We start from the raw sequence: 25,215 nt of genomic DNA, 5'->3' as shown, positions 1-25,215 counted from the left end.
ATGATAAATTTAAGAAAAATCACCCCATTAAACAATGAATTTATGGAGAAAATAGGCTTTGCGTGGCATACAGATAACGATAACAGCTCATATATCGCTGATGAGATCGTGCAAGTAAGCGAAAAAGAGGCAAATGCCTACTACGAGGCGGCAAACGAGCTATATGATATGTATGTAAATGCCGCTCAACACGTGATCGACAACAACCTTTTTCACGAGATAGGCATACCATTTAACCTTGTTGATATCATAAAAAATAGCTGGGAGAATGACGTTCATTGGCACCTTTACGGCAGATTTGATCTAGCTGGAGGGCTTGATGGTAAGCCCATAAAGCTCATTGAGTTTAACGCCGATACGCCAACGGCAGTCTTTGAGACGGCGATCATCCAGTGGGCTATGCTAAAGCTAAATCACATGGACGAAGCAGCCCAGTTTAACGACCTTTACGAGTCGCTAAAGCAAAATTTCAAACGCCTTGTCACACTTGGCGATGATGATGTGGATTTTGATGACATTTATGAGGGCTGGGGGATACTATTTAGCAGTATCGCAGGCAGTATCGAGGACGAGCAGACCGTAAAACTTCTGCAATACATCGCAAAAGAGGCTGGCTTTAAAACAGACTTTGCCTACGTTGATGAGGTCGTTTTTGACGATAATGAGGGCATTTTTAAAGGCGAAGAAAATTTCGAGTACTGGTTCAAGCTTGTCCCTTGGGAGAGCATAGCGATCGACGAGGGCGAGCTGGCTTTGATACTCTCAAACATCATCAAAAATCAAAAAGCCATCATCATAAATCCAGCCTACACGCTGCTTTTCCAAAGCAAGGGGATTTTAAAAATCCTTTGGGATCTATATCCTAATCATCCGCTCTTGCTTGAAACCTCAAATGAGCCGCTAAAAGGCAAAAAATATGTGAAAAAGCCGGTATTTGGCAGAGAAGGCGCAAACGTCTCGATACACGATGAAAACGGCGCACAAATAGCAAGCAACGATGGCGAATACGACTCAAATAAAGCCATCTATCAAGAATTTTACGAGTTTAATCAAGATGAGAGAGGCGAGAGTTATCAAGCCGGAGTATTTTACGCTTATGAGGCGTGCGCGCTTGGATATAGAAAGGGCGGTAAAATTTTAGATAACTACTCTAAATTTGTAGGACATTTCATTAAGGACTAAGGATGAAGATCGTTTGTTTAGACGCGGCCACGCTTGGTGAAAACGTTGATCTTAGTGTTTTTAAGAAATTTGGCGAGTTTGTCAGCTACCAAAAAACCAAAAGCGATGAGGTCGTGCCACGTCTAAAGGGCGTGGATATCGTCATCACAAACAAGGTCGTCATCGACAAAGCCGTGATGGACGCGACAAATTTAAAGCTTATCTGCATAAGCGCAACTGGTATGAATAACGTAGATCTTGAGCATGCAAAAGCTAAAAATATAGCTGTGAAAAACGTCGCTGGCTACTCAACCGCAAGCGTCGTGCAACACACATTTGCCTTGCTTTTTGAGCTAACAAATCGCATCAAATTTTATGATCACTACGTAAAAAGTGGCGAGTGGGTGAAGAGTGAAATTTTCACCTATCTTGGCGCAGACATCAGCGAGATCGCTGGCAAAGAGTTTGGCATCATCGGACTTGGCGAGATAGGACGCGGCGTGGCGGCAGTGGCACGTGCATTTGGCGCAAACGTGAGCTACTACTCGACAAGTGGAGCAAATAAAAATAGCGAGTTTGCGCAAAAAAGCTTAGATGAGCTACTAAGAAGCAGCGACATCATCAGCATCCACGCACCACTAAATGAAAAGACTAGAAATTTACTGGGAGCAAACGAGATAAATTTGCTAAAAGATGATGCGATAGTGCTAAATTTAGGACGTGGTGGCATAGTGGATGAAGCTGCGATGGCAAGGGCGATAGATGAGAGAAATTTACGCTTTGGCACCGACGTTTTAGAAAGCGAGCCAATGATCAAAAATAGCCCATTTTTAAATGTAAAAAACAAAGAAAATCTACTCATCACCCCGCACGTGGCATGGGGCAGCTTGGAGGCTAGAAAACGGCTGATCTCGCTGATAGTTAAAAATATAGAAGAATTTATAAAAGGATAGAAAATGGCAAGCGAACATAGCTTTGATATAAGCGCCGAGGTCGATATGATGGAGGTTAAAAACGCTCTTGAGACGGCTAAAAAAGAGATCGCAGCGAGGTATGACTTTAAGGGGCTTGCGGCTGAAGTTGAGCTAAATGAAAAAGAGAAATTTATCTCGCTTCTTAGCTCAAGTGACAACAAGATCGACGCGCTAAAAGACATTGTGATCTCAAAGCTTATCAAGCGCAACATCCCACCAGTGGCGATCACAGAGACAAAAAGAGAGCCAGCGAGTGGGGGTAATTTAAAGGCGACGCTAAAGCTAAACGACACGCTTGACGGCGAAAACTCAAAAAAAATCACCAAAGCGATCAAAGACTCAAAGATCAAAGTAAGCGCGCAGATCAGGGGAGAAGAGATCAGAGTGACAAGCAAAAGCATAGATGATCTGCAGGAGTGTATAAAGCTGGTGAGAGGGTTAAACCTAGAACTTCCGATAAGCTTTAAAAACCTAAAATAATGGCTTCTCGTGAGTGCCTTTAAATGAGCTAGAAAAATTCTCGCTCCGCAGGCTATATCGCATATTTTCGCTTTATTATGCGTCGTTGATTTAAATTTTTGCTCGGTCATTACCAGCTCGGTAACTCCCGTCACAAAAATTCAAATCGCCTCGCTTAATTTTGCGAAAGTGTCATGCAAATTTTGTATTTAAAATTTCGCAGGATTTTGGGCTAAATTTGCGAAATTTCGCATGGTTTTTGTATCTAAAATTTGGCGTATTCGTGGGTGAATTTTGCCTTATCGTTTTATTTAAATTTGATCTATCTAAATTCTAAAAAGGGGTAAAAATGGGCTTTTTTGAGAAAATCCTTGGTAAGCAAATAGACCTTGGCGAGCAGATGCCGATCTATTTTGTAAGTAACGACGAAGACTATATGCAGCGTGCATTTGAGCAAGCCAGAGAGAGCTTTAAGTATTTTTGGCGTGAGCTTTACTGGGAGCGCCGCAGGATCGCGCCTATGCTTGATTATGCGATGGTAAAAATTTGCTTTTTAGATGTCATAAACGGCGAAGAAGTTGGCGAGCACATGTGGGTAAATGACGTTGAATTTGACGGAGAGACGATATATGGCACGCTTGTAAATGAGCCTGATAGCGTGCAAAACGTGAAAGTTGGTGATCAAATAAGCGCAAAATTTATCGATATGAGCGACTGGCTTTTTGCCATTGGCGGACGCGCCTATGGCGGCTTTAGCGTGCAGGCGATGCGCTCACGCATGCAAAAAGATGAGTTAGCTGAGCATGACGCGGCTTGGGGGCTTGATTTTGGCGATTTTAAAGACATTTTGGTAGTTTTCGAGCAAAAAGAGCATCCAGAAAATTTAATAGAGCATCCGATGAGCAAAAATATGCGCGGACAGGTGGAGCAGTATATAAAAGCGCATCCAAGCATGGTCGCAGACACTGACGAGCTTGGCTTTACGCAGCTTCACCACGAGGCGCTTGCTGGGAATTTAACGATCGTAAATCTCTTGCTAGAAAACGGCGCTGATAAAAATGCTCGCACAAAAAGTGGCAAAACCGCAGCCCAACTTGCTAAGCAAATAGGCTGGAGCGAAATCGCAAAGGTGCTTAAATAGCATTTTGTGTAAATTTTTAGGATTTAAATTTGAGTTATCAAGACATTTTAGATGAAAAAGATGAGAGCGTAAAAGAGGCTAGTAAATTTATAAATTTTATTAAGGCTAGGTTTTTAAACTCTCATATCATAAGCAGCAAACAAGGTAGGCTAATAGCACTTTTAGAAAGCGAATGCGAGCTTTATTTAAAGCTAAATAGGACAAATTACGCTGAAATTTCAAAGGAGTTAAAGGAGCTAAAAGAGCGAATTTGCTTTGTGATCTTAGACATAAAAGATGAGATCACAAATGATTTTGAAGACAAAAACTATGAAATTTATAAAGGCGCAGCAAATAGCGATGAAGAGCGCCTTGAGAAGATAAAAAATGAGCTACTTTTAAACTCGTTTTTTGAGAGCTATTTGGGTGAGCACTCGGCAAATTTAAAGGCAAATTTCATAAAAGAGTGCGCTACAAATTTCTTTAAACATTCAAATTTAATCGTCCCAGTCGTCAGCATGCTTTGCTACTTTTTGTATTTTGGCTTTGAGACCCGATATTTTCCGAGTTTAGACAGCTCAGAGATGATATTTACAGGCATTTTGCTATTTTGCGCGACCGCGATCGTGACGGCTTTTGAGATCGCTATCTTGGTCTTTGTCTCATACCTTTACCAAAATGACGATAAAAAATATAAATTTAAAAAGCCAAAATTTCTATTTTTTTATAGCTCAAATTTCATCTATTTTTTAACACTCATCTCATTTGCCATTTTAGCCTTTGCAGCATTCAAGCTAAACTACGGCTGGGGCGCTATTTCATCGCTACTTTTGCTCTCTTATGCTGGGGTAAATTTGGCAGTTTTCTTTAAGGATAGATCAAATTTCATCATCTATCTTTTATCATTTCTCATAACATTGCTATTTATCGTTTCGGTTGTGGTCTTAAAAGATGGCGGATTTTTGGCACTTTGGATACTCTTTTGCTCGTTTATGCTCTCTTTTATGCTGGGGGTTGCTAGCATCAAAGAGACAAAGGATTTTTCATTTGTTTTTTACGCTGCGCTTTCGCTTATGATCGTCTCAAACTCGCTTTTGTTTATCAAATACACAGCAAAAACCTTTAACATAGGCGATGTGGATTATAAATTTTTGCTTGTCGATAAAAGTGCGTTAAAGGCGCTACCTAGCTCACTTTGTGAGGCAAAAGGCAAAGAGCAAATGCCTTGCGAGATAGATGAGAAGGCGGTTAAAATTTATGATGTGAAGTCACTTTGCAATATCGGTAAATTTTACTACTTGCAGACAAAAGACGGAGTGAAATTTGAGCTTGACTCAAGCAAGGTTATCTCAAGAGTAAAAGAGTAAGTAGGCTAAAGCTTAAATTTATAGAGCAAAAGCGAGCTAGATATGTAAAAATCGCAGGTTTGTAAAAATAGAAAATTTAAAAAATGATTGCATTTTTTACTCAAAATTTACGTTAATGCAAGGCTAAATTTATTAAAATTTGGCTATCCTAATGGACTAAATTAAAACTAACTTATTTAAGGCGATTAATTATGATTTTTAAAAATATTGTTGAGAGTTTTGCTGTAAATTACGCTCATAATTCTATACAAAAATCGCTATATAACGAATTTAACATAGACATTTTAAACACGACTTATACCAAAACTCCAAAAAAAGACAAAAAGTATATGCTCTACGCGCACGTGCCATTTTGTCACACATTTTGCCCGTATTGCTCGTTTCACAAGTATCATTACGAGCAGGAGCTTGCGAAAATTTACTTTGAAAATTTACGCGAGGAGATGAGGCAGATAAAAGAGGCTGGCTTTGACTTTACATCGCTTTATGTGGGCGGTGGCACGACGCTTATAAACGAGCCAGAGCTTGAAAAAACGCTAAAACTTGCAAAAGAGCTCTTTAGTATCGAAGATATCTCGGCCGAGAGCGATCCAAACCACATCTCGCCAGAGAGCCTAAACCGTTTTGATGGGCTCATCAACCGCTTAAGCGTAGGCGTGCAAAGCTTTGATAACGAGACGTTAAAAAGAGTTGGCAGATACGAGAAATTTGGCTCAGCCGAGGAGACGAAAAGAAAGCTCGAGAAGGCTATCGGCAAGATCCCGGTCATCAGCCTAGATCTCATCTTTAACCTACCAAATCAAACAAAAGAGCAGCTAATAAACGACATAAACGTCGCAAAATCGATCTCCCCACAGCAAATAACCTTCTATCCGCTCATGAAATCAGAGCTAACAAGAGAGAACATCGCTCGCGCACTTGGCGTCTCAAACGTCGATAATGAGCGCGAATTTTACGAGATCATTGTGAGTGAATTTGCCAAGGGTGGATATAGACAAAGCAACGCTTGGGCATTTTCAAATGAAAAAAGCGCAGACCTTCGCGACGAATACGTAGGCTCAAATTTAGAGTATGTGGGCGTTGGTAGCGGGGCATTTAGCTTCTTAAACGGCGAGCTAGTTATTAACGCCTTTAACCTACTTGACTACGGCAGAAAGGTCAAAGCAAGACAAAGCCCAGTCATCGCAAAATGCGCATTTAGCAAAAAAGAGAGACTAAAATATACATTTTTAACAAGGCTTTTTGACGGCGCCGTGGATATCAAAACCTACAACGAGCAAAACGACGCAAACATCAACAAAGACCTATTTGTCGAGCTTAGCTTGCTAAAACTTGTAAATGCTATATACGAAGAAAACGGCGTTATCAAGCCGACATTTTTTGGCAAATACATCTGCGTCGTGCTCATGCGCGACTTCTACGCTGGCATGGATAAGGTGCGAGCGATATTTAAAGATGACGCGAAGATCAAACGCAGCAAGGTGCTTCACATCATGAGTGAAAATACCGAGCAAAAATTTGATCAAAACATCATTCAGCCACGCGCTGCGATGTAATGCTTGCGAATTTAATAAAAAGCAATCTTTTTTCAATAATCAAAATAGTGATCCTGACGCTTGCTTTTAGCGGGATTGGCGTCTGGACACTCTCTTTTGTCAATAATGAACTTGTAAATTTAAAAGAATTTGATGCCTTTGTGGCGGTTAAATTTATAGCTATCTTGATCTTATTTTTCATAAGTGCCATCGCCGCAAATATCTCGCTTACAAATTTTGGACATAAATTTATCTACGAGCTTAGATATCAAAGCGTAAAGCAAATTTTAGACACGCCAAATAGCGTCATAAACGAGATCGGCAAGGCAAAGATCATAGCAAGTCTAAACAACGACATAAAAACGATCACATTTGCCTTTATGAGCGCTACTGGCTTTATACAAAGCCTAGTTTTCATCATTTGTGCCAGCTTTTATCTAGCCTACATCGCGCCAAAAGTTTTTATATTTAGCGCAGTTTGGATCGGCGCAACACTCGTTATAAACACGCTTTTGATGAAAAAGATCCATTTTTACTTCAAAGAGTCCAGAACCCAAGATGACGCCTTGCAAAAGCACTATGACGACATAGTTGAGGGGCACAGAGAGCTAAGTCTAAATAGAGTAAGAGCAAGTATCTGCTTTGATGAGCTAAATTTAACAGGCGATAAGAAGCGTAAAAGCATGGCAAAAGCGGACGTATTTCACGCGCTAAGTGATAATTTCACCAATATAATGCTCCTTGGTGCGGTCGGACTTTGCGTATTTTTATGCGTGGCATTTGGCTGGGCGAGCCTGCAAACAGCACTTAGCATAAGCCTAACGATACTATTTTTAAGAGGCTCATTTATGAGCATGGTTGGCTCCATACCAGCCGCACTTAGCGCAAAGGTGAGCTTAGAAAAGATCATGAGTTTAAATTTAAATGAATTTAAAGAAGGCTTTAAATTTGACGATAGCCTAAGCGATGAGTGGCAAAGTATCAGGCTAAAGGATATAAATTTCAACTACGACCACGGCAAATTTAGCCTAAAAGATGTAAATTTAGAGATCAAACGCGGCGAGATAACATTTATCATCGGTAAAAATGGCAGTGGCAAAAGCACGCTTATAAACATTCTTTGCGGACTTATCCGCCCAAGCAGCGGCGAAATTTACCTTGATAGCACAAAGATAGATGAGGCAAATTTACAAAGCTATCAAGCAAAGATAAGCGCTATTTTTGCTGATTTTTATCTATTTTCGCAAACGCTCTCTTGTGACGGCTTTGCTAGCCAAAGCGATATAGAGGGGCTCTTGGCCCTGCTTGAGATAGATAAAAAGGTAAGTGTGGTGGATAATAAACTTAGCACCACGCAGCTCTCAACCGGTCAGCGAAAGCGACTAAGCCTGCTAATAGCCATCTTAGAGCGCCGATCTATACTTATACTTGATGAGTGGGCGGCCGATCAAGATCCATTATTTAAGCGTAAATTTTATAAAGAAATTTTGCCGTTTTTGCAAAGCAAAGGCATAAGCGTCATCGCCGTAAGCCACGATGATAGCTACTTTGACGTGGCAACTAGGATCATTTTAGTAAAAGATGGCTTTGTGCGCGAGCTTGATGAGGCAGAGCGCATAAGTGCCGCAAAAGACGCCGTAGAAAAGATAAAATAAGAGTATTTTTTACACAAAAAGAGATTTACATCGCTACTCTTGAGCTATTTCAAGATCAAATAAATTTAAATTTAGTAGAATTTTGAAAAATTAAAAAAGGCGAAGTATGTCACACTCAGAGCTTGATAGCACCTATCTTGGCGCTTTTATCATACTTTTGTTAGCTACTTGTTCATTTAGTCTGATAACATTTTTATCTTCAAAGATAAGCAAAAAGCTAGCCAACTGCAACACTGAGCGCCTAAAAGTAGGCTTTTACGAGTGCGGACCGACAACCGTAAAACAGCCAAATAAGATAAATATCCACTACTTTTTTTATGGAATTTTATTTATTTTATTTGACGTTGAGGTCATTTTTATGTATCCGTGGGCGGTGGATTTTAGGCTGCTTGGGCTATTTGGGCTCATAGAAATGCTACTTTTTGTAGCGATCTTACTCATCGGCTTTGCCTACGCTTGGCAAAAAGGAGTCTTTAAATGGCAAAGCATCAGATAAACTACGCTGCAAATGGCGGTCTGCCAGTAGTTTTAACAACCGTTGATAAGCTCGTGCAGTGGGGTAGGAGCAACTCACTTTGGGCGCTTAGCTATGGGCTTGCATGCTGTGCGATCGAGATGATGGCAAGTGGCGCTAGCAGATATGACTTTGATAGATTTGGCACCATTTTTCGCGCTAGTCCAAGGCACTCAGAGGTGATGATCATAGCTGGCACGCTAACTAAAAAGCACGCTGAATTTACAAGGCGCCTTTACGACCAGATGCCTGAGCCAAAGTGGGTCATCTCGATGGGTAGCTGCGCAAACACTGGGGGTATGTTTAATACCTATTCAACCGTTCAAGGCGTAGACCGCATAATCCCTGTCGATATCTACATCCCAGGCTGTGCCCCGCGTCCAGAGACGCTTCAGTACGCACTTATGATGCTTCAAAAAAAGATAAGAAAACAGAGTGCATTTAGGGCGCAAAAGCCAAGAAAGCTAGATATATGAGAGAGTATAAGCCAAAAAACGACCTGCAAAAAAAGCAGTACTACAGCGAGAAATTTTATATCGCCAAAGAAACGCCAAAAGAGGCAGCAAGTGGCTCTAAATTTGACGAAGAGCTGGCTATTTTAGAGCAAAGCGGAGTGCAAATTTTATCTAGCTACGTGGAGTTTGATCAGCTTGTTCTCTACGTAAATTCAAGTGAAAATTTTAAAGCGCTTGAAGCATTAAAACGCTTTGGCTACGAGCAGCTTTGTGAGCTAGCAGCGATTGATTATATAGCTCAAAAAGGCGGATACGAGGTCTTTTATCAGCTTTTAAGTGTTAGCAAAAATAGGCGCGCACGAGTAAAGTGCTTTGTCAAAAAGGACGAAATGCTAAAAAGCGTTTGCAAGCTTTATAAAAGCGCAAACTGGGCGGAGCGCGAGATGTACGATCTAAGCGGCGTTTTAATTAAAGATCATCCAAATTTAAAGCGTCTTATAATGCCTGATGACTGGCACTCGCACCCGCTTTTAAAGAGCTATCCGCTAGTTGGCGACGAGGCTGCTAAATGGTACGAGGTGGATAAAATTTTTGGACGTGAGTTTAGAGAGCAGATCGGCGAAGAGAACCGCGACCCAGCCTTTGTGAACGAGAAAGATACCTTTGGCTTTTCACGTGTCTTTGACGAAAGTGAAGAGTACGAGTATCAAGAAGAAGGCGGCGTGAGATTTGTCAAAAAGGCTAAATTTAACCAAAGCCAGATAGTAAAGGAAAGACCTTGAGCCAGGCACCAAACCGCTTAAAACCATTTTTTGAAAATTTAGAATTTGAGCAAAATGACGGCAAGATGATACTAAATTTTGGCCCACAACACCCAAGCGCACACGGACAGCTAAAGCTTGTGCTTGAGCTTGACGGAGAAAAGGTCGTGCGCGCTATGCCAGAGGTTGGCTTTATGCACCGAGGCGTTGAAAAGATGGCTGAAAATATGACCTATCAGGAATTTATCCCAGTAACTGACAGGGTGGATTACATCGCATCAAGTGCGAATAACTACGCATTTTGCGCGGCCGTGGAGAAGCTTTGTGCCATAGAAGTGCCTCGCCGTGCGCAGATCATTAGAGTGATGCTTTTGGAGCTAAATCGTATCAGCTCGCACCTTTTATTTTTAGCTACGCACGCCCTTGACGTGGGGGCAATGAGCGTCTTTTTATACGCATTTAGAGAGCGCGAATATGTCCTTGATCTCATAGAAAAATACTGCGGCGCAAGGCTAACTCATAGCTCCATAAGGATCGGTGGCGTACCGCTTGATCTGCCTGATGGCTGGTGCGAGGAGCTTCTTAAATTTTGTGAGAAATTTCCAAGCGACATCACGCTTTACGAAGATCTGCTAAGTGAAAATAGAATTTGGCAAGCAAGGCTTGTTGATGTGGGCGTAGTTAGCAAAGAGCTAGCCCTTAGTAGCGGCTGCTCTGGCGTCATGCTAAGAGCAAGTGGCATCGCGCGCGACATCAGAAAAGAAGAGCCATATCTCATCTACGACGAGCTAGAATTTGACGTGCCTTACGCCACCAAGGGCGACTGCTACGCAAGATATCTACTTTATATGAAAGAGATGCGCGAGTGCGTGAAAATTTTAAAGCAGTGCGTTAGCAAGTATCAGACAAGTAGCCTCGCTATCATCGCCGACGCGCCAGAGTATGTTAGTGCCTCAAAAGAGCAGATAATGAGCCAAAACTACTCATTAATGCAGCATTTTGTGCTGATAACTCAGGGGCTAAAGCCACCAAAGGGCGAAATTTACTTTGCTAGTGAGTCGCCAAAGGGTGAGCTTGGAATTTATATAAATTCAGACGGCAGCGCAAGCCCGTACCGCCTAAAAATTCGCACTCCAAGCTTTTGGCACTGCGCTATTTATGAAGATATGCTAGTTGGGCAGTACGTGGCAGACGTGGCTGCGATAATAGGCAGCACAAATATCATCTTAGGCGAGGTTGATAGATGAGAAGGGTCGATCTTAGGCATCTAAAGGGCGAGTTTTTGAGCGCTCTTGGACAGCAGATAAAGGCTAGCGAGCCAGGCGAAGTGGTGATATTTTTGTTTGAGATAGGAGATTACAGCGGTGTAGAGAAAGCTGTAAATTTGGCTTATAACCTAAACTGCGAGGTGATGAACTCGCTTAAATTTAACCAAGTTGATTGGGCATTAACGATAAAAAAGGGCAAGATATGAAATTTAATGATCTAATAGCAGGCAAGAGCCTAAGTATCGCAAATTTACTAAGTTTGAGCGACAAAAATTTAGCAAAAAAGATAAAAGAGCACGAGTTTAAATACATCTCATGCTTTGAAGATAACGAGCTTGGTAGTAAAAATTTGATCCGCTGCGAGATAGGATCGATAAGCTATGTCTTAGCGCTTCTTTGCAAGTATGCAAATTTGGTGCAAAATGAGTTTTTTGACGAGCTTGATGATGGGCTGATAAGTGGCGAGTGCAACGTGGGCGAGGAGGAGTTTGAGGAGCTTGGCGAGTGGATAAAGGACGTTAAAAACGTGATCATCGATGACTCGCTCTTTGCTCATCCAGACAAAGATGCGATCTTTTGGCTTCTTGAAATTTTAGGTAAAAATGTCGTCTTAGCAGGCGGCGAAGTGAGAGAATTTACAGCAGGCGGCGAAGTTGGCGAGCTAAGAGAGCTTGACAATTTTGACGGCGCGGTCGTCTATCTAAACAAAAACGCAAGCGATGAAATCGTGGGCGGCGTGCAGTTTGGCATCGTGGCAAAGGCGAAGGATGGCGAAATTTTAAATTTAAAGGCAAAAGACTTTAGCGTGAGCGCTAAATTTAGACTTGATCCAACGCTAAAAGGCACGGTTGCCGTGCTTGGCGCAAAAAATTTTGATGGATATGCATTTAAACAAGTAGTAGTTAGCAAATGAAAATCACCATAAACGATCAAATTTTAGAGGCAAACGAGGGCGAAAGTATCCTAAACATCGCAAGGGCAAATGGCATCTACATCCCTGCGCTTTGCTACCTTAGTGGCTGTTCGCCAACGCTTGCTTGCAGACTTTGCATGGTCGAAGCAAACGGCAAAGTGGTCTATAGCTGCAACGCCAAAGCCAAAGAGGATATGCAAATTTACACAAATACGCCAGAGATCGCTGCCGAGCGAAATGCGATCATGCAGACCTACTGCGTCAATCACCCCCTTCAGTGCGGCGTTTGCGACAAAAGTGGCGAGTGCGAGCTACAAAATTTAACGGCGCATTTACGCGTAAATGAGCAAAAATTTGCCATAGAGGACACGCATAAACCGCACAAAAAATGGGGGCTAATAAACTACGACCCAGCCCTTTGCGTGGTCTGCGAGAGGTGCGTCACGGTTTGTAAAGACAAAATTGGCGAGAGCGCGCTAAAAACGGTGCCAAGGGGTGTAGAGGTGCCAAAAGAGCTAAAAGAGAGCATGCCAAAAGATGCTTACGCCGTCTTTAGCAAGATGCAAAAGAGCTTAATTGGTCCAAGCGTGGGTGAAAGCTTAGACTGCTCATTTTGTGGCGAGTGCATCAGCGTCTGTCCTGTTGGCGCACTTGTTAGCTCAAATTTTCAGTATAGCTCAAACGTCTGGGAGCTAAGCCGTATCCCAGCGGCAAATCCGCACCAAAGCGACTGCGAGCTCATTTTTTATGATGTAAAAGAAAAAAGCACTAGCGATAGAAGCAAGCAAATTTACCGCGTTAGCAACGACTTTCACTTTGGCGAGATAAGCGGTGCGGCAAGGTTTGGCTACGACTTTCACAACGAAAATGCCCGCAAAAATGAGGCGAAATTTAACGAGCTAGTCTTAAATTTTAAAAACGGCAACATAAAAAATATAAAATTTAATAGCTTCATAACAAACGAAGAGGCGCTTATTTTGGAGCGCTTGAGAGAGAAATTTGATCTAAATTTATTAAACGATGAGGCTTTTAAATTTCAAAATTTCTTAAATATTTTTAGCGAATTTAGCGGTCTTAGCTCATATAACGCAGACTATGAGAGCCTAAAAAATAGCGACTTTGTGATCACGGCTGGCAGCTTCTTGCGCCATGAGAGCCCAGTTACAAGCTATAAGCTAAATAACGCTCTTAAGATGAATAAAGCTAGTGGAATTTACTTTCATCACATCGCTGATGAGGTGGTGAAGAAATTTTCAAAAAATTTCGCCTGTGTGAGCTATGAGGCTGGGGATTTGGAGCAAATTTTACTCTTTGTGCTTAAAAATTGGGGCGAAAATTTACCAGCAGCACTTCAGGCTAGACTTGAAAAATTTGAAGAGAGCTTTGGCTTAGAGGTAGCCACTCTTAGCGAGGGCAAGGCTAAATTTACGCTCATTTTAGGTAGCGACTTTTATGCTCATGAAAATGCAAATTTACTTGCAGCCCTTGCTGGAGTGATCGCAAGAACTACGCCGTTTCGTGTGATGCTCATACCACCTCGCACAAACTCGCTTGGTGTGGCTAAAATTTGCAAGCTTTCACACGAGAGAAAGCCTGGCAAGACGCTAGGATACAATGAAATGGGCGAGTTTAAATTTAGCATTTTTGAGGGTGATCTTGACGCTGGTGCGCTAAATCAGCAAGAGGGCACATTTACAAGCATAAATAACGAAGTAGTGCCGACAAATGCGGCTTTGACACATAGTGGCTACTTCTTAAACGATATCGCAAATGCGCTTGGGCTGGTGGCTAAAAATACGATTGATTACACAGTGCAGCTACCAAAAGAGAAAGGCTACAGGGGCGTTAAATTTGATGATTTAGAAAATTTTTATGCAAATGATGGCACAAGCCATAGAGGCTACAAGCTTGAAATTTCAAATTTCACGCCAAAAGAGGACATAGAGCCACTTTTTAAAGAGAAAAATGAGCCAAATTTAAAAGAGGACGAAGCGCTAATAAGCCTTGCAAATCCTATAAATCTGCCATCATTTTTTTCAAACTATGCCAGCCAGACAGCTAAACGCGCGAAACTTTACGCAAGCGGCGAGTTCATGGCTAAATTTGAAATTTCACAAAACGAAGCTGTCATTTTAGAAAAAAATGGGCAAAAGCTTGCCATTTGCGTGGAGCTTGATAGCGAGCTAGGAGGCGTGGCAGCCTATCTTGGCGACTACGATGATAAGCTTGATGTAAGCGCCATTTTTGAGGGCAAGAGTTTTGCTAGCGTAAAAATAATAAAGGCAGAGAATGAGTGAAATGCTATTTTTTGTGATAACAACTATTGTTAAAGCAGTCGTCATCTTGGCCGTCATGGCTAGCCTTGCAGGGCTTGCGACTTATGCTGAGAGAAAGGTGCTAGCCTACATGCAGCGCCGCGTGGGACCTGATATGGTGGGGCCTGCTGGCGTGCTTCAGATCGTGGCTGACATGATAAAGCTCTTTACAAAAGAGGACATCGTGCCTGCAAATGCAAATAAATTTATCTTTCTAATAGCCCCTCTAATCTCTGCTATCGCGGCATTTGCAGCGCTTGCGCCCGTGCCATTTTTGCCTGAGTTTGAAATTTTTGGTCGCACGGTTAGACCGATACTTGCTGACATAAACGTAGGCATCTTATATATCGCTGGCGTGGCAGCGGTTTGCGTCTTTTCGCCACTTGCAGCAGGCCTTGCAAGCTACAATAAATTTGCACTAATTAGCGCCGCTCGCGCAGTCGTGGCGCTTCTTAGCTTCGAAGTGGTCGCTGGCATGGCACTTTTAAGCGTTGTCATGGTCACTAGCTCGCTCTCGTTAGTTGATATAAACAACTACCAAAAAGGCATCTTTAACTGGCTTATATTTAAGCAGCCCCTTGCCTTCGTGCTTTTTGTGATGGCAAGCTTTGTGGAGTGCAACAGAACGCCGTTTTGCTTAACAGAAAACGAGACCGAGATCGTGGCAGGATATGGCACCGAGTATAGCGGCATGAGGTGGGCGATGTTTTTTATCGGCGAATACACCAACATGATCGCAGCAAGTATCATCATCACGCTCCTATTTCTGGGTGGTTTTAATGAGTTTTTATTTATCCCAGGCTGGCTAATGATACTTTTAAAATCAAGCCTAGTCTTTTTCTTTTTTCTTTGGACGAGGGCGTCGTGGCCGCATCTAAGGGTTGATCAGCTTAGCATGCTTTGCTGGAAAATTTTACTTCCGCTTGGCATCTTAAATGTCGTAATCACCGGCTTTGCACTACTTATCTAAGGCGTAAAATGAGCGAGAAAAGATATATTTTGATAGACGAAAAGATAGAGCCAAAAGGGGCATTTGACAAATTTAAGCACTTCATCGCCGCTACTTTTAAGCTTGATCTTTTGGTGGGGCTAAAGATCACGCTAAAGCAGATGCTCTTTAGCAAGTCGCACACTCTAAAATACCCTATGCAAAAGATGGAGCTAAACGCCAGATATAGGGGAATTCACAGGCTTTTAAAATTTGTTGAAAGCGAAAATGAGCGCTGCATAGGCTGTGGATTATGTGAGAAAATTTGCGTTAGCAACTGCATCTCGATGAAAACCTCTCTTGGCGAGGATGGCCGCAAAAAGGTCGCAAGCTACACGATAAATTTAAGCAGATGCGTTTATTGCGGATTTTGCGCTGATGTCTGCCCTGAGCTTGCTATCGTCTGCGGGCAAGAGTACGAGGTCGCAAGTGAAAACAAAATCCTCTTTGGCACAAAGGCTGAGTTTTTGACGGATGATAAATTTTTAAAAGATCAAGCTGAGTTTGAGGGCTATGGCGCGCTACCTAAAAATGCTGATAGCCTGGTAAAAAAGACGCCAAATGCGCTTACAAATGAAGATAAGGCAGAAGTGATGGATATAAATTTAAAAGGGTCAAGCGATGTATGAGAGCTTTGCATTTTATCTTTTTAGCGCCCTTATATTAGTTAGTTTTTCTTTTAGCGTGCTTTGCAAAAACGCCCTAAACGCGGTCTCTGCGCTAGCTGCTGGCATGGTTTTTATATCAGCTATATTTTTCTTGCTTGGGGCTGAGTTTTTAGGCGTGGTGCAAATCGTCGTCTATACAGGCGCGGTGGTCGTTTTATACGCATTTGCGATGATGTTTTTTGACACCAGCAAGGAGTGCGAGCCAAAAAGCGGCAAAAAAGCAAAGATCATCGTCTATCTTTTAAGTAGCTTCATAGCGCTTCTTTTGATATTTATCTTTTTAGCACCGATCTATAGCGCTAAGCAAGAGGTGGTAAATTCTACCCTAAACAACCTTGGCAATATCGAAGCGGTTGGAATTTTGCTCTTTAGCAAGTATCTGCTAGCCTTTGAGATGTGCGCTATCATGCTGCTTGTGGCGATGGTGGCTGGCATCATCTTGATACATAAAGACCTAGACGCGCAAAGCAAATTTGAGGAGATGCTATGATAGGCCTTACTCACTACCTCATCCTAGCAAGCCTAGTCTTTGTCATAGGGCTAGTTGGCATAATGAGAAGAAGAAATTTGATAATGCTATTTTTCTCAAGCGAAATTTTACTAAACTCAGCAAACATCGCACTTGCAGCCATTTCAAAATACTACTTTGACCTAACTGGGCAGATAATAGCATTTTTCATAGTAGCCATCGCCGCTAGCGAGGTCGCTGTGGGGCTTGGACTGCTCGTGCTTTGGTATAAAAAGACTGGCAGTATCAGTTTAGATTCGATGACAAATATGAAAGGCTAAGAGATGATTTTATTTTGTATTTCGCTATTTTTCCCGCTTCTTAGCTTCATCATAGCTGGCATCTTTTCACATAGCAGTAAGAATTTATTTATCGGTCTTTTTTGCTCGCTTCTCATGATCGTTAGCGCCACAGCTTCACTCATGCTAACGGCTAGTCTTAGCGTAGATGAGCCACTAAATTTAACCCTAAAAGAGTTTATAAACTTAGGCTCGCTCGATCTTAGCTTTAGCTTCTACCTTGACGCGATTAGCCTTGTGATGCTTAGCACTGTTGGCGTGGTCGCTAGCATCGTGCATATCTACTCCATTGGCTACATGAGAGATGACGCAAGTTTCAATCGCTTTTTTAGCTACCTTGGGCTCTTTGTCTTTTGCATGAACGTCCTTGTATCAAGCGATAACTTCATAGGGCTCTTTATCGGCTGGGAGGGCGTTGGACTTTGCTCTTGGCTGCTCATTGGCTTTTGGTATAAAAGACCTAGCGCAAATGTCGCTGCAAACGAAGCTTTCGTGATGAACAGAGTGGCTGATCTTGCCATGCTTGTTGGTATCTTTTATATATTTTATAGCTTTGGCTCGCTTAAATTTAGCGAGGTCTTTAACGCTAGAAGCGACCTTTCTGGGCTAAATTTAGGCATCATTGCCACACTTCTTTTTATAGGCGCCATGGGTAAAAGCGCGCAGTTTCCATTTCACACTTGGCTTGCAAATGCCATGGAGGGACCAACTCCGGTTTCTGCGCTCATACACGCTGCGACCATGGTAACAGCTGGCGTCTATCTAGTCATACGCGCAAATTTCATCTTTGCAAATGTGCCTGAAATCTCGCACTTTATCGCCTGCCTTGGCGCATTTGTAGCGATATTTGCCGCAAGCATTGCGCTTGTGCATAATGACCTTAAAAAGATAGTCGCCTACTCGACGCTTTCGCAGCTTGGCTATATGTTTGTAGCGGCTGGACTTGGGGCGTATAAGATCGCACTTTTTCACCTTGTCACGCACGCATTTTTCAAGTCGCTGCTCTTTTTGTGCGCTGGCAACGTTATGCACGCGATGAATGATGAGCTAAATATCAAAAAAATGGGCGGACTTTATAAATTTATGAAGCCAACCGCGTTACTTTCTATCATAGCAAGCTGCGCACTGGCTGGATTTTACCCATTTGCTGGCTTTTTTTCAAAAGATAAAATTTTAGAAGTTGCCTTTAGCCAGAGCCAAATTTTATGGCTTGTCTTGCTCTTTGGCGCGGTGCTTACGGCATTTTATAGCTTTAGACTTGTCATGCTTGTCTTTTTTGCAAGGCCAAAGAGCGAGGAGCACGTACATGAAGCCAAAAACTACATGCTTGTTGGCATGAGTGTGCTTGGCGTTCTCTCAGTTATCAGCGGCTTTTTTTGGAGCAACTTTAGCGAGTTTTTGGGTGCTAGCCTTGGGGATTTTAAGCTAAATTTATCTCACAGCAGTGAAATTTTCTTACTCGTTTTAACGCTTGGCTTAGTTCTTGCAAGCGCTGGCTTTGCTGTGTTTGCTTATAAAAAAGAAATTTTTAAAGAGAGCATTTGCGAAAGTAAAATTTACAAAATTTTGCAAAATGCCTACTTTATACCAAAATTTTATGAGAAATTTTTTATAAATGGCTACGCTTTAATCTCTAAAATTTGTAAGAAATTTGATGAGATGATAGTCGATAAAAGTGTCGATTTTGTCGCATTTGTGGTTACTAAATTTGCATATCTTGCAAATAAAATGCAAAGTGGAGATCTAAGTGTCATGCTTAGATTTATGGTCGCTGGATTTGCCTTGCTTTTAAGCTTTATATTTTTATTAAACGGAGCCAAATAATGCTAAGTGTCATCATATTTTTCCCAGCAATAAGCGCAATACTTGGCTTTTTGATAGAAAATAAAAGCATCAAATTTTATGGAGCAAGCATCGCGCTAATCGAGCTTTTGCTAGCCATTTTTATCTGCGTAAATGTCGATTTTCAGGGTTACGACTTTGTTTTAACGCATCAAGTCTCGCTCATACCAAGCCTAAATATCAGCTACTTTGTCGGCATCGACACCATCTCGCTTGTGCTTATAGTCCTTAGCGCATTTATGAGCTTTATCTCTATCGCCGCACTTAGCGATGATGGAAATTTAAAGCACCTTGTTATTAGCGTGCTATTTTTAGAGAGCACGATGATGGGCGTCTTTAGCGCGCTTGATATGATCTTGTTTTATAGCTTTTGGGAGCTTAGCCTCATACCGCTTCTTTACATCATCGGCGCATTTGGTAGTAAAAATAGAATTTACGCGGCGATTAAATTTTTCATCTACACATTTTTAGGCTCTGTCTTTATGCTAGTAGCGATCATCTTTATCGGATATCTGTGCTATCAAAAAAGCGGCGTCTTTAGCTTTAATCTTCTTGATTGGTACAAGCTTGGCATCGGAGAAAATGCTCAAATTTGGCTATTTTTAGCATTTTTCTTCGCTTTTGGCGTGAAAACTCCGCTATTTCCATTTCACACGTGGCTACCTTACGCGCACGGACAGGCTCCGACTATCGGCTCGGTGCTGCTTGCTAGCGTGCTTTTAAAGATGGGTACTTACGGCTTTGTAAGATTTTCGCTCCCACTTTTTCCAGATGCGAGCCTACTTTTAAGTGGCTTTGTCTGCGTCATAGCTATCATCATGATCATCTACGCAGCCCTAGTTGCCTACGCGCAAAGCGACATGAAGCAAGTGATCGCTTATAGCTCCATTTCACACATGGGCGTCATCATGCTTGGCATCTTTTCACTAAATTTAATAGGCCTTGGCGGCTCAATATTTTTAATGATAAGCCACGGCATCGTAAGCGGCGCGCTATTTTTGCTAGTTGGCGTCATCTACGAGAGGGCTCACACAAAAGAAATTTGCGAATTTGGCGGCCTTGCCAAGGTGATGCCAAAATACGCACTTATATTTTTTATAGCAACGCTTGCAAGTATCGGCTTGCCACTAACGATTGGCTTTGTGGGCGAGTTTTTAAGCCTACTTGGCGTATTTAAGCTAAACAAGCTCTTTGCGCTACTTGGTGGCTTTAGTATCATTGTGGGCGCTGTTTATATGCTGGTACTTTATAAAAGGGTCTTTTTTGGCGAGTGCAAGGAGAAAAATTTAAGTCTAAAAGATCTAAATTTCAAAGAGCTAGCCGCTCTTGTGCCACTTTGTTTGCTCGTAATCATTCTTGGCATCGCACCAAATTTGATACTAAAACCGCTTGAGCCAAGCGTGCAAAATATCATAAGCAAAATGCAAACTAGAGCTGTAAATAGCGGCACGAAGGATAAAATTTCATCTTTAAACGGCGGGAGCAAACTATGAACGAAATAGCCTTTTTAGACCTAAACGAGATCTCTTTGCAATCACTCTCGCCGATGCTTAGCATGATGGTTTTTGCGCTTTTTATCCTCATAGTTGGAGCGATAAAAAAGGATCTTTCGAGGAATTTCTACTGCGTATTTTGCATCATCGCTATATTTGTAAATTTAGGCATTACGCTCGATTTTAACGGGCTTAGCCTAAGCTTTTGGGATATGCTCTTAGTTGATGGAATTTCTATCATCTCGCAGATCATTATCCTAATCGCCTCAGCCCTTTTCATCCCTCTTGCGCTTAGCACAAAAGAGTATTTTGAGTATAAAATTTACGAGTATTACGCGCTATTTTTGTTTATGATCGCTGGATTTTTGTTTATGGTGAGCTCAAACAACCTACTAATCATCTTTCTAGGCCTTGAGATCAGCTCGCTTTGCCTCTACACCCTAATCGCCCTTCACAACAAGGCAAAAAGCGTCGAGGCTGCCATCAAATACTTCGCGATGGGTTCGCTCTCAGCTGGCTTTTTTGCGATGGCGATAGCGATGTTTTATCTAGCAACAAACTCAATAGACATCGCTCGTATAGGCGTTGTCATAAAAGATCTTAGCCTAAATCAAAATTTAATAATCCTTCTTGGCTGCGTTTTCATCGCTTCAGCCATTGGCTTTAAGCTCTCGCTCATACCATTTCACACATGGATACCAGACGTTTATGAGGGCTCAAATGCCCCGCTAGCAGGCTATATGTCGATCGTGCCAAAGGTTGCTGGATTTATCGTCGCATTAAGAATTTTTGCGATGCTTGAGGGCTCTGGAATTTCATGGATAAAAGATATGCTCTACATCATCGCCGTGCTTACGATGAGCCTTGCAAACATCATGGCGCTAGTGCAAAAAGACGTCAAAAGGATGCTCGCTTTTAGCTCGATAGCTCACGCTGGTGTCGTGCTTTGCGCGCTTGTGGCAAATTCTCACGAGGCAAATGTCGCCTTGTTTTTCTACTGGATCATGTTTTTGTTTGCAAATTTGGGCGCATTTTCTATGCTTTGGGTCGCAAGGTGCGACGACGTCGTCTGCTGGGACAAGCGCTTTAAACATCCGTATGAGAAATTTTCAGGGCTTATTAAAATTTTGCCAAGTTACGCCGTGATAATGGGAATTTTCATGATCGCCCTTGCTGGCATACCGCCTTTTAGCGTATTTTGGGGCAAGATGGTGCTTATCTCGTCGCTCATAAAGTCTGATTACGTCGTGCTTAGCCTCATCATCATGATAAACTCCGCGATTGCGATTTATTACTACCTAAAGCTCATCGTCTTTATGTTTTTAAAAGAGCCTATCGTAAAAGATAAAAATATCTACATCTCAAACGTCTCGATGGCGCTAAAGGTGATCGTTGGAGTTGCAGTTGCTGGCACGGTCTTTGCCTTTTTATTTTCTGGGGCGATTTTGGAATTTATCGAGCATTTTGTCTTTGCTTCAGGATTTTAGAAAATTTAACTATAATGGCGGCATGAAAAAGCTCTTAACCATCTTATTTTTACCGCTTTATCTATCCGCCTTTAGCCTTAGCCTAAACAGCGGCGCAAATGCAAATAAGCCTTATAGCGTCCTTCAGCTAAGCGACGAGAAAGAATTTGAATGTGTGGAGCAAATTTTAGCCTATGATACGAAGCGCTACGTTTGTATGCTCGATGATGGGATCTTGCCAAAGATCGAAGATACGACGCTGCCTTTAATGGACATAAAATATAAAAAGCAAGACGGCAAACTCTTTATCGTCATCATGCCAAAGGCGCCTTCAAAACTTCTAAATGTTCAAACTGAGCTTTACAGCAGTCCAAGCGTGCAAGATACGCCAAAGACGACCATCTCAAAGCACTTTAGCATCATCATCGACACTTCGCTAAGTGAAAACAACAAAAGAGTGTCTGGGCTAAATTTTTCGCCTGATTTTAGAGATATGCTAAGTCCAAGCATCGGAGCGCTTGATCTTAACAAAGCGCCTATCGCTGGGCTTGATAGCAACGACATAGACATCTACATAAATATAAAAAGAGCTTACGAAAAGGGCGCTTATGAAAGCGTGGTAAAAGATACGCAAACAGCGATGAAAAGGCACCCAGCCAGTCTTTTCTCAAGTGAGTTTTTACTTTTTAGACTAAGAGCGCTTGATAAAATTTTTGAGACAAAGAGCGAGTTTGAGGGGCTGGAGCCAAAGGATATCGTAAGCGAGGGTAGAGCCTGGATAAGAAAATTCCCTTCTGACGAGAACTACTCAGAGGTACTATATCTCATCGCCAGAGCTTACCTCAAAGATAGCATCGCAAGTGATGCAAAATATATGCTTGACATACTAAGTGAAGAGCACGCAGAGTCTAAATTTACAAAGCTTGCCACGCTTGACTATGCTGACTACCTATATAAAATAGGCAGGCAAAAAGAGGCGCTAAGTGACTATGAAAAGGTACTCTACTCTACAAACGACATCGACCTTGCAAGTAGAGCTGCACTAAGCCTAGCAGACGCAAATATCGATAAAGAGAAATTTGACGAGGCGAAGAAATTTGTACTAAAGATCGCAAATGCAAATGAAAAATTTTTCATGAACGATCCGACAAAATCGATGAATTTAGCCTATACATTTGCCAGCAAAGATATGCCAGACGTGGCTGCTAAAATTTATGAAATTTTGGTAAATAATAGTGACAGGACAAAGGATTTTTACGAGGCAGCATTAAAAAATTTAGCGCTAAATCTAGCTAAAACCAAAGATGAAAAAAGGGCGTATGAGTATCTAAACAGATACGAAAAAGAGTTTAAATATGGCGATTATATCGATGAGGTCGCTAAGGCAAAGGATGGGCTATTTTTTGAAGAGGATGACAAAAACGCCACCGCGCTTCACGCAAGATATAAAGAGCTCATCGAAAAATACGCAGGCACAAATATCAGCCAAAAGGCATTAATTAGCGAGCTTGAGCTTGATCTAAAAGAGCGTAAATTTGGCGATGCGCTAGCCTATCACAACCTCGCAAAAGATGAAAATTTAAGTAGAGCTATGGAGCTTGTAAACGAGGCTGCGCTTGAGCTAACAAAAGAGTTTTTTATCAAAGATGACTGCACGGCGGTTGTAAATTTACTAGAAAACTACGATGTGAGCAAGGTCTCTTTGCCACAGTTTAAGCTCTTTAACTGCTACTTTAGAACGGCACGCTACAACGACGCGCTAGAGCTTGCAAAGGCGCACGTAAAGGATGAAAATTTAGAAGATAGAGTCGAGTGGCTGGTAAATTTGAGCAAAATTTTATATAAAAATAAAGACTACGAGCATGCGATCACTGCGGCAAATGACGCACTCTCGCTTGGCTCAGCAGTCGAGTACTCGGATCCTACGCCATCGCTTTTTGATAGATTTTACTCGCTGCTTGCGCTAAAGCGCTTTACCGAGGCGGTCTCAACGATCAGTGCGATCGAGCAGCTAAGGGGGCAAGACTTTAAGATCATCGAGGCATACGCAGCTATATGTGACTACGCGATGAAGAGCAACGACTATGCTATCGCTGCAACCTACGCTAAAAAGGCGCTTGAGCTGCAAACTAGGGCCAAGATAAATACCTTTTCACCAAAGCTAAATTTTGACTATTCGGAGGCTTCGCTAAAGATAGATAACCTTGACGAGGCGCTTGATGAGGCGAAATTTATACTAAATATGAAGCTTGAGCCAGAGGACCGATTGCATGCTCTAAATTTGGCAAGTGAAATTTACATCAGACAAAAGCAGTATAAGCTAGCTAAGCCTTATCTAAACGAATGCGTTGGCTCAAATTTCACAAGTGCTTACAAAGATGCCTGCAAAGCCAAACTTGAGATGATAAAGTAAAATTTAGTGCTAAGTTTAAATGATCTTGAAAAAGAGTATCTGGGGCTTAAAAAAGATAATTTTCCTGACAGCAAAAGGATCAAATTTATAGCAAATTTGGGCGCAAGTGACGAGATAGCATATCACTACGAGCTCATTTGCAAAGAGTGGCAAGAGGGCAGGCAACTAAATTTAGAAAGCAGTTTTGATAGGCATGGAGGCGCTGGGCTGGAGTTTTTGTTTGAGCGTTTAGCCAAAGAAAGCGATCAAAAACTAAAAGTAGATACTATCTATCTAATAGCGCAAATTCTTTCTAAGTCTAAGCATAGAGACTTTTATGCCGCATTTTGCGACCGTCTTATCCCTCAAATAACCTCTTTTTTGGAGACAAATGATGCCTTACGCCGCAAGCTTATAATAGCGCTTGGTTGGGTTGGCACGTTAGAGCAAATAGATATTTTAATAAGCGAGATGTTAAAAGGCAAAGATAGCCTTTGCAGAGCTTGGGCGGCAGCTAGCCTTATGCAAATATCCTTTCACAGGGTCAGCCAAGCAATCTTGCGAGATAAAACAAAAGCTGCATTTTTGCAAGGCATCTCTAGTGAAAAAGAGCCATACGCTTGTGCAGTTATGATAGAAGCGGCTCAAAATTTATTTGGTAAAAAGTGGATATCATCTATCGCAGTTCAAAATCAAGAGGCTGAAAAGATAGAAAAAGCTAGAAAAATGGCGATAAGATTTTTAGACAAGAATTAAATTTACCACTAAGCGGATTAGATGCTCAAAGGAGTTTTGTTTGTTGAGCTACAAAGTAAAAATGGTTTAAATTTATAAGAAATTTTAGCTTTAAATTTAGAAGATTAAAAAATAAAATTTTATATTTTTTGCTTAGAAATAGCGGACAAAATAGCTTTAATTTGATTTAAAATTTAATTTTTTCTTGACATATAATAATGTTTTTTGTATAATCTCAATTCTTTTTTAAATAATCATGTCTTGCTAGCTCAGTCGGTAGAGCATCTCACTTTTAATGAGGGGGCCGTTGGTTCGAATCCAACGCAG

23 protein-coding genes are annotated in these 25,215 nt (G+C 41.7%); all 23 read left to right on the top strand.

The features are described from left to right. The 23 genes from G6W41_RS08850 to G6W41_RS08740 all read left to right on the top strand — a co-directional run bounded on the left by G6W41_RS08850 (position 1) and on the right by G6W41_RS08740 (position 24,909). Positions 1–1,182: a glutathionylspermidine synthase family protein gene (locus tag G6W41_RS08850; RefSeq protein WP_194171277.1), complete on the top strand. Its 1,182-nt coding sequence runs from the start codon at positions 1–3 to the stop codon at positions 1,180–1,182. 2 nt (positions 1,183–1,184) lie between these two features. After that, the gene (locus G6W41_RS08845) at positions 1,185–2,114 is read left to right on the top strand and encodes a D-2-hydroxyacid dehydrogenase (protein WP_194171276.1); all 930 of its coding nucleotides are present in this window, start codon (positions 1,185–1,187) and stop codon (positions 2,112–2,114) included. A gap of 3 nt (positions 2,115–2,117) precedes the next feature. Continuing rightward, positions 2,118–2,615: a YajQ family cyclic di-GMP-binding protein gene (locus G6W41_RS08840; RefSeq protein ID WP_194171275.1), complete on the top strand. Its 498-nt coding sequence runs from the start codon at positions 2,118–2,120 to the stop codon at positions 2,613–2,615. Positions 2,616–2,943: 328 nt separating this feature from the next. Beyond that, the gene (locus tag G6W41_RS08835; protein ID WP_194171274.1) at positions 2,944–3,735 is read left to right on the top strand and encodes a DUF2314 domain-containing protein; all 792 of its coding nucleotides are present in this window, start codon (positions 2,944–2,946) and stop codon (positions 3,733–3,735) included. Positions 3,736–3,764: 29 nt separating this feature from the next. Beyond that, positions 3,765–5,081: a hypothetical protein gene (locus G6W41_RS08830; protein ID WP_194171273.1), complete on the top strand. Its 1,317-nt coding sequence runs from the start codon at positions 3,765–3,767 to the stop codon at positions 5,079–5,081. Between the two features lie 191 nt (positions 5,082–5,272). Next, positions 5,273–6,637, top strand: coding sequence for a coproporphyrinogen III oxidase family protein (locus G6W41_RS08825; protein WP_194171272.1), 1,365 nt, complete (start codon positions 5,273–5,275; stop codon positions 6,635–6,637). After that, positions 6,637–8,271, top strand: a complete 1,635-nt coding sequence (locus G6W41_RS08820; RefSeq protein ID WP_194171271.1) for a multidrug ABC transporter permease/ATP-binding protein — start codon at positions 6,637–6,639, stop codon at positions 8,269–8,271. Before G6W41_RS08825 ends, G6W41_RS08820 begins: the two co-directional genes overlap by 1 nt. 106 nt (positions 8,272–8,377) lie before the next feature. Then, on the top strand, positions 8,378–8,767 hold the full coding sequence (locus G6W41_RS08815) for an NAD(P)H-quinone oxidoreductase subunit 3 (protein WP_021092801.1): 390 nt from the start codon (positions 8,378–8,380) through the stop codon (positions 8,765–8,767). Continuing rightward, complete coding sequence (locus G6W41_RS08810; protein WP_021083979.1) at positions 8,749–9,261, top strand: NuoB/complex I 20 kDa subunit family protein; 513 nt, start codon at positions 8,749–8,751, stop codon at positions 9,259–9,261. Before G6W41_RS08815 ends, G6W41_RS08810 begins: the two co-directional genes overlap by 19 nt. Continuing rightward, entirely contained in the window at positions 9,258–10,022 is a 765-nt protein-coding gene (locus G6W41_RS08805; protein WP_021092818.1) for an NADH-quinone oxidoreductase subunit C, read from the top strand. Before G6W41_RS08810 ends, G6W41_RS08805 begins: the two co-directional genes overlap by 4 nt. Next, positions 10,019–11,248, top strand: a complete 1,230-nt coding sequence (nuoD, locus tag G6W41_RS08800) for an NADH dehydrogenase (quinone) subunit D (RefSeq protein ID WP_194171270.1) — start codon at positions 10,019–10,021, stop codon at positions 11,246–11,248. Before G6W41_RS08805 ends, nuoD begins: the two co-directional genes overlap by 4 nt. Beyond that, complete coding sequence (locus G6W41_RS08795) at positions 11,245–11,475, top strand: NADH-ubiquinone oxidoreductase subunit E family protein (protein WP_012001121.1); 231 nt, start codon at positions 11,245–11,247, stop codon at positions 11,473–11,475. The genes nuoD and G6W41_RS08795 overlap by 4 nt, the downstream gene beginning before the upstream one ends. Further along, positions 11,472–12,182, top strand: coding sequence for a hypothetical protein (locus G6W41_RS08790; protein ID WP_194171269.1), 711 nt, complete (start codon positions 11,472–11,474; stop codon positions 12,180–12,182). Before G6W41_RS08795 ends, G6W41_RS08790 begins: the two co-directional genes overlap by 4 nt. After that, positions 12,179–14,479, top strand: a complete 2,301-nt coding sequence (locus G6W41_RS08785; protein ID WP_194171268.1) for an NADH-quinone oxidoreductase subunit G — start codon at positions 12,179–12,181, stop codon at positions 14,477–14,479. Before G6W41_RS08790 ends, G6W41_RS08785 begins: the two co-directional genes overlap by 4 nt. After that, positions 14,472–15,467 (top strand): NADH-quinone oxidoreductase subunit NuoH, encoded by a 996-nt coding sequence (gene nuoH / locus G6W41_RS08780; protein ID WP_194171267.1) that lies wholly within the window; start codon positions 14,472–14,474, stop codon positions 15,465–15,467. The genes G6W41_RS08785 and nuoH overlap by 8 nt, the downstream gene beginning before the upstream one ends. An 8-nt stretch (positions 15,468–15,475) precedes the next feature. Continuing rightward, on the top strand, positions 15,476–16,114 hold the full coding sequence (gene nuoI, locus G6W41_RS08775) for an NADH-quinone oxidoreductase subunit NuoI (protein WP_149708145.1): 639 nt from the start codon (positions 15,476–15,478) through the stop codon (positions 16,112–16,114). After that, a complete protein-coding gene (locus G6W41_RS08770; RefSeq protein WP_194171266.1) occupies positions 16,107–16,643 on the top strand; it encodes an NADH-quinone oxidoreductase subunit J in 537 nt (178 codons plus the stop codon). The genes nuoI and G6W41_RS08770 overlap by 8 nt, the downstream gene beginning before the upstream one ends. Further along, positions 16,640–16,942, top strand: a complete 303-nt coding sequence (gene nuoK / locus G6W41_RS08765) for an NADH-quinone oxidoreductase subunit NuoK (RefSeq protein ID WP_004317991.1) — start codon at positions 16,640–16,642, stop codon at positions 16,940–16,942. The genes G6W41_RS08770 and nuoK overlap by 4 nt, the downstream gene beginning before the upstream one ends. A gap of 3 nt (positions 16,943–16,945) precedes the next feature. Then, positions 16,946–18,784 carry an NADH-quinone oxidoreductase subunit L gene (nuoL, locus tag G6W41_RS08760; RefSeq protein WP_194171265.1) on the top strand — a complete coding sequence of 613 codons (1,839 nt, stop codon included), beginning with the start codon at positions 16,946–16,948 and terminating at the stop codon, positions 18,782–18,784. Beyond that, positions 18,784–20,295, top strand: a complete 1,512-nt coding sequence (locus G6W41_RS08755) for an NADH-quinone oxidoreductase subunit M (protein WP_194171264.1) — start codon at positions 18,784–18,786, stop codon at positions 20,293–20,295. Before nuoL ends, G6W41_RS08755 begins: the two co-directional genes overlap by 1 nt. Continuing rightward, positions 20,292–21,782, top strand: coding sequence for an NADH-quinone oxidoreductase subunit NuoN (nuoN, locus tag G6W41_RS08750; protein ID WP_004317979.1), 1,491 nt, complete (start codon positions 20,292–20,294; stop codon positions 21,780–21,782). Before G6W41_RS08755 ends, nuoN begins: the two co-directional genes overlap by 4 nt. Positions 21,783–21,804: 22 nt before the next feature. Further along, entirely contained in the window at positions 21,805–24,174 is a 2,370-nt protein-coding gene (locus tag G6W41_RS08745; RefSeq protein ID WP_194171263.1) for a tetratricopeptide repeat protein, read from the top strand. A gap of 6 nt (positions 24,175–24,180) precedes the next feature. After that, entirely contained in the window at positions 24,181–24,909 is a 729-nt protein-coding gene (locus tag G6W41_RS08740) for a HEAT repeat domain-containing protein (protein WP_194171262.1), read from the top strand. Positions 24,910–25,215: the final 306 nt, after the last annotated feature.

Source organism: Campylobacter concisus, assembly GCF_015230035.1.
GTDB classification, from domain to species: Bacteria; Campylobacterota; Campylobacteria; order Campylobacterales; family Campylobacteraceae; genus Campylobacter_A; species Campylobacter_A concisus_BK.
The sequence above is the reverse complement of the archived record's forward strand: the minus strand, read 5'-3'. Positions and strand labels throughout refer to the sequence as shown.

Excerpts from the sequence above, each read along its gene's own strand:
- G6W41_RS08850 (WP_194171277.1), top strand. The coding sequence starts at position 1 with ATGATAAATTTAAGAAAAATCACCCCATTAAACAATGAATTTATGGAG.
- G6W41_RS08845 (WP_194171276.1), top strand. The coding sequence starts at position 1,185 with ATGAAGATCGTTTGTTTAGACGCGGCCACGCTTGGTGAAAACGTTGAT.
- G6W41_RS08840 (WP_194171275.1), top strand. The coding sequence starts at position 2,118 with ATGGCAAGCGAACATAGCTTTGATATAAGCGCCGAGGTCGATATGATG.
- G6W41_RS08835 (WP_194171274.1), top strand. The coding sequence starts at position 2,944 with ATGGGCTTTTTTGAGAAAATCCTTGGTAAGCAAATAGACCTTGGCGAG.
- G6W41_RS08825 (WP_194171272.1), top strand. The coding sequence starts at position 5,273 with ATGATTTTTAAAAATATTGTTGAGAGTTTTGCTGTAAATTACGCTCAT.
- G6W41_RS08820 (WP_194171271.1), top strand. The coding sequence starts at position 6,637 with ATGCTTGCGAATTTAATAAAAAGCAATCTTTTTTCAATAATCAAAATA.
- G6W41_RS08815 (WP_021092801.1), top strand. The coding sequence starts at position 8,378 with ATGTCACACTCAGAGCTTGATAGCACCTATCTTGGCGCTTTTATCATA.
- G6W41_RS08810 (WP_021083979.1), top strand. The coding sequence starts at position 8,749 with ATGGCAAAGCATCAGATAAACTACGCTGCAAATGGCGGTCTGCCAGTA.
- G6W41_RS08805 (WP_021092818.1), top strand. The coding sequence starts at position 9,258 with ATGAGAGAGTATAAGCCAAAAAACGACCTGCAAAAAAAGCAGTACTAC.
- G6W41_RS08795 (WP_012001121.1), top strand. The coding sequence starts at position 11,245 with ATGAGAAGGGTCGATCTTAGGCATCTAAAGGGCGAGTTTTTGAGCGCT.
- G6W41_RS08790 (WP_194171269.1), top strand. The coding sequence starts at position 11,472 with ATGAAATTTAATGATCTAATAGCAGGCAAGAGCCTAAGTATCGCAAAT.
- G6W41_RS08785 (WP_194171268.1), top strand. The coding sequence starts at position 12,179 with ATGAAAATCACCATAAACGATCAAATTTTAGAGGCAAACGAGGGCGAA.
- nuoH (WP_194171267.1), top strand. The coding sequence starts at position 14,472 with ATGAGTGAAATGCTATTTTTTGTGATAACAACTATTGTTAAAGCAGTC.
- nuoI (WP_149708145.1), top strand. The coding sequence starts at position 15,476 with ATGAGCGAGAAAAGATATATTTTGATAGACGAAAAGATAGAGCCAAAA.
- G6W41_RS08770 (WP_194171266.1), top strand. The coding sequence starts at position 16,107 with ATGTATGAGAGCTTTGCATTTTATCTTTTTAGCGCCCTTATATTAGTT.
- nuoK (WP_004317991.1), top strand. The coding sequence starts at position 16,640 with ATGATAGGCCTTACTCACTACCTCATCCTAGCAAGCCTAGTCTTTGTC.
- nuoL (WP_194171265.1), top strand. The coding sequence starts at position 16,946 with ATGATTTTATTTTGTATTTCGCTATTTTTCCCGCTTCTTAGCTTCATC.
- G6W41_RS08755 (WP_194171264.1), top strand. The coding sequence starts at position 18,784 with ATGCTAAGTGTCATCATATTTTTCCCAGCAATAAGCGCAATACTTGGC.
- nuoN (WP_004317979.1), top strand. The coding sequence starts at position 20,292 with ATGAACGAAATAGCCTTTTTAGACCTAAACGAGATCTCTTTGCAATCA.
- G6W41_RS08745 (WP_194171263.1), top strand. The coding sequence starts at position 21,805 with ATGAAAAAGCTCTTAACCATCTTATTTTTACCGCTTTATCTATCCGCC.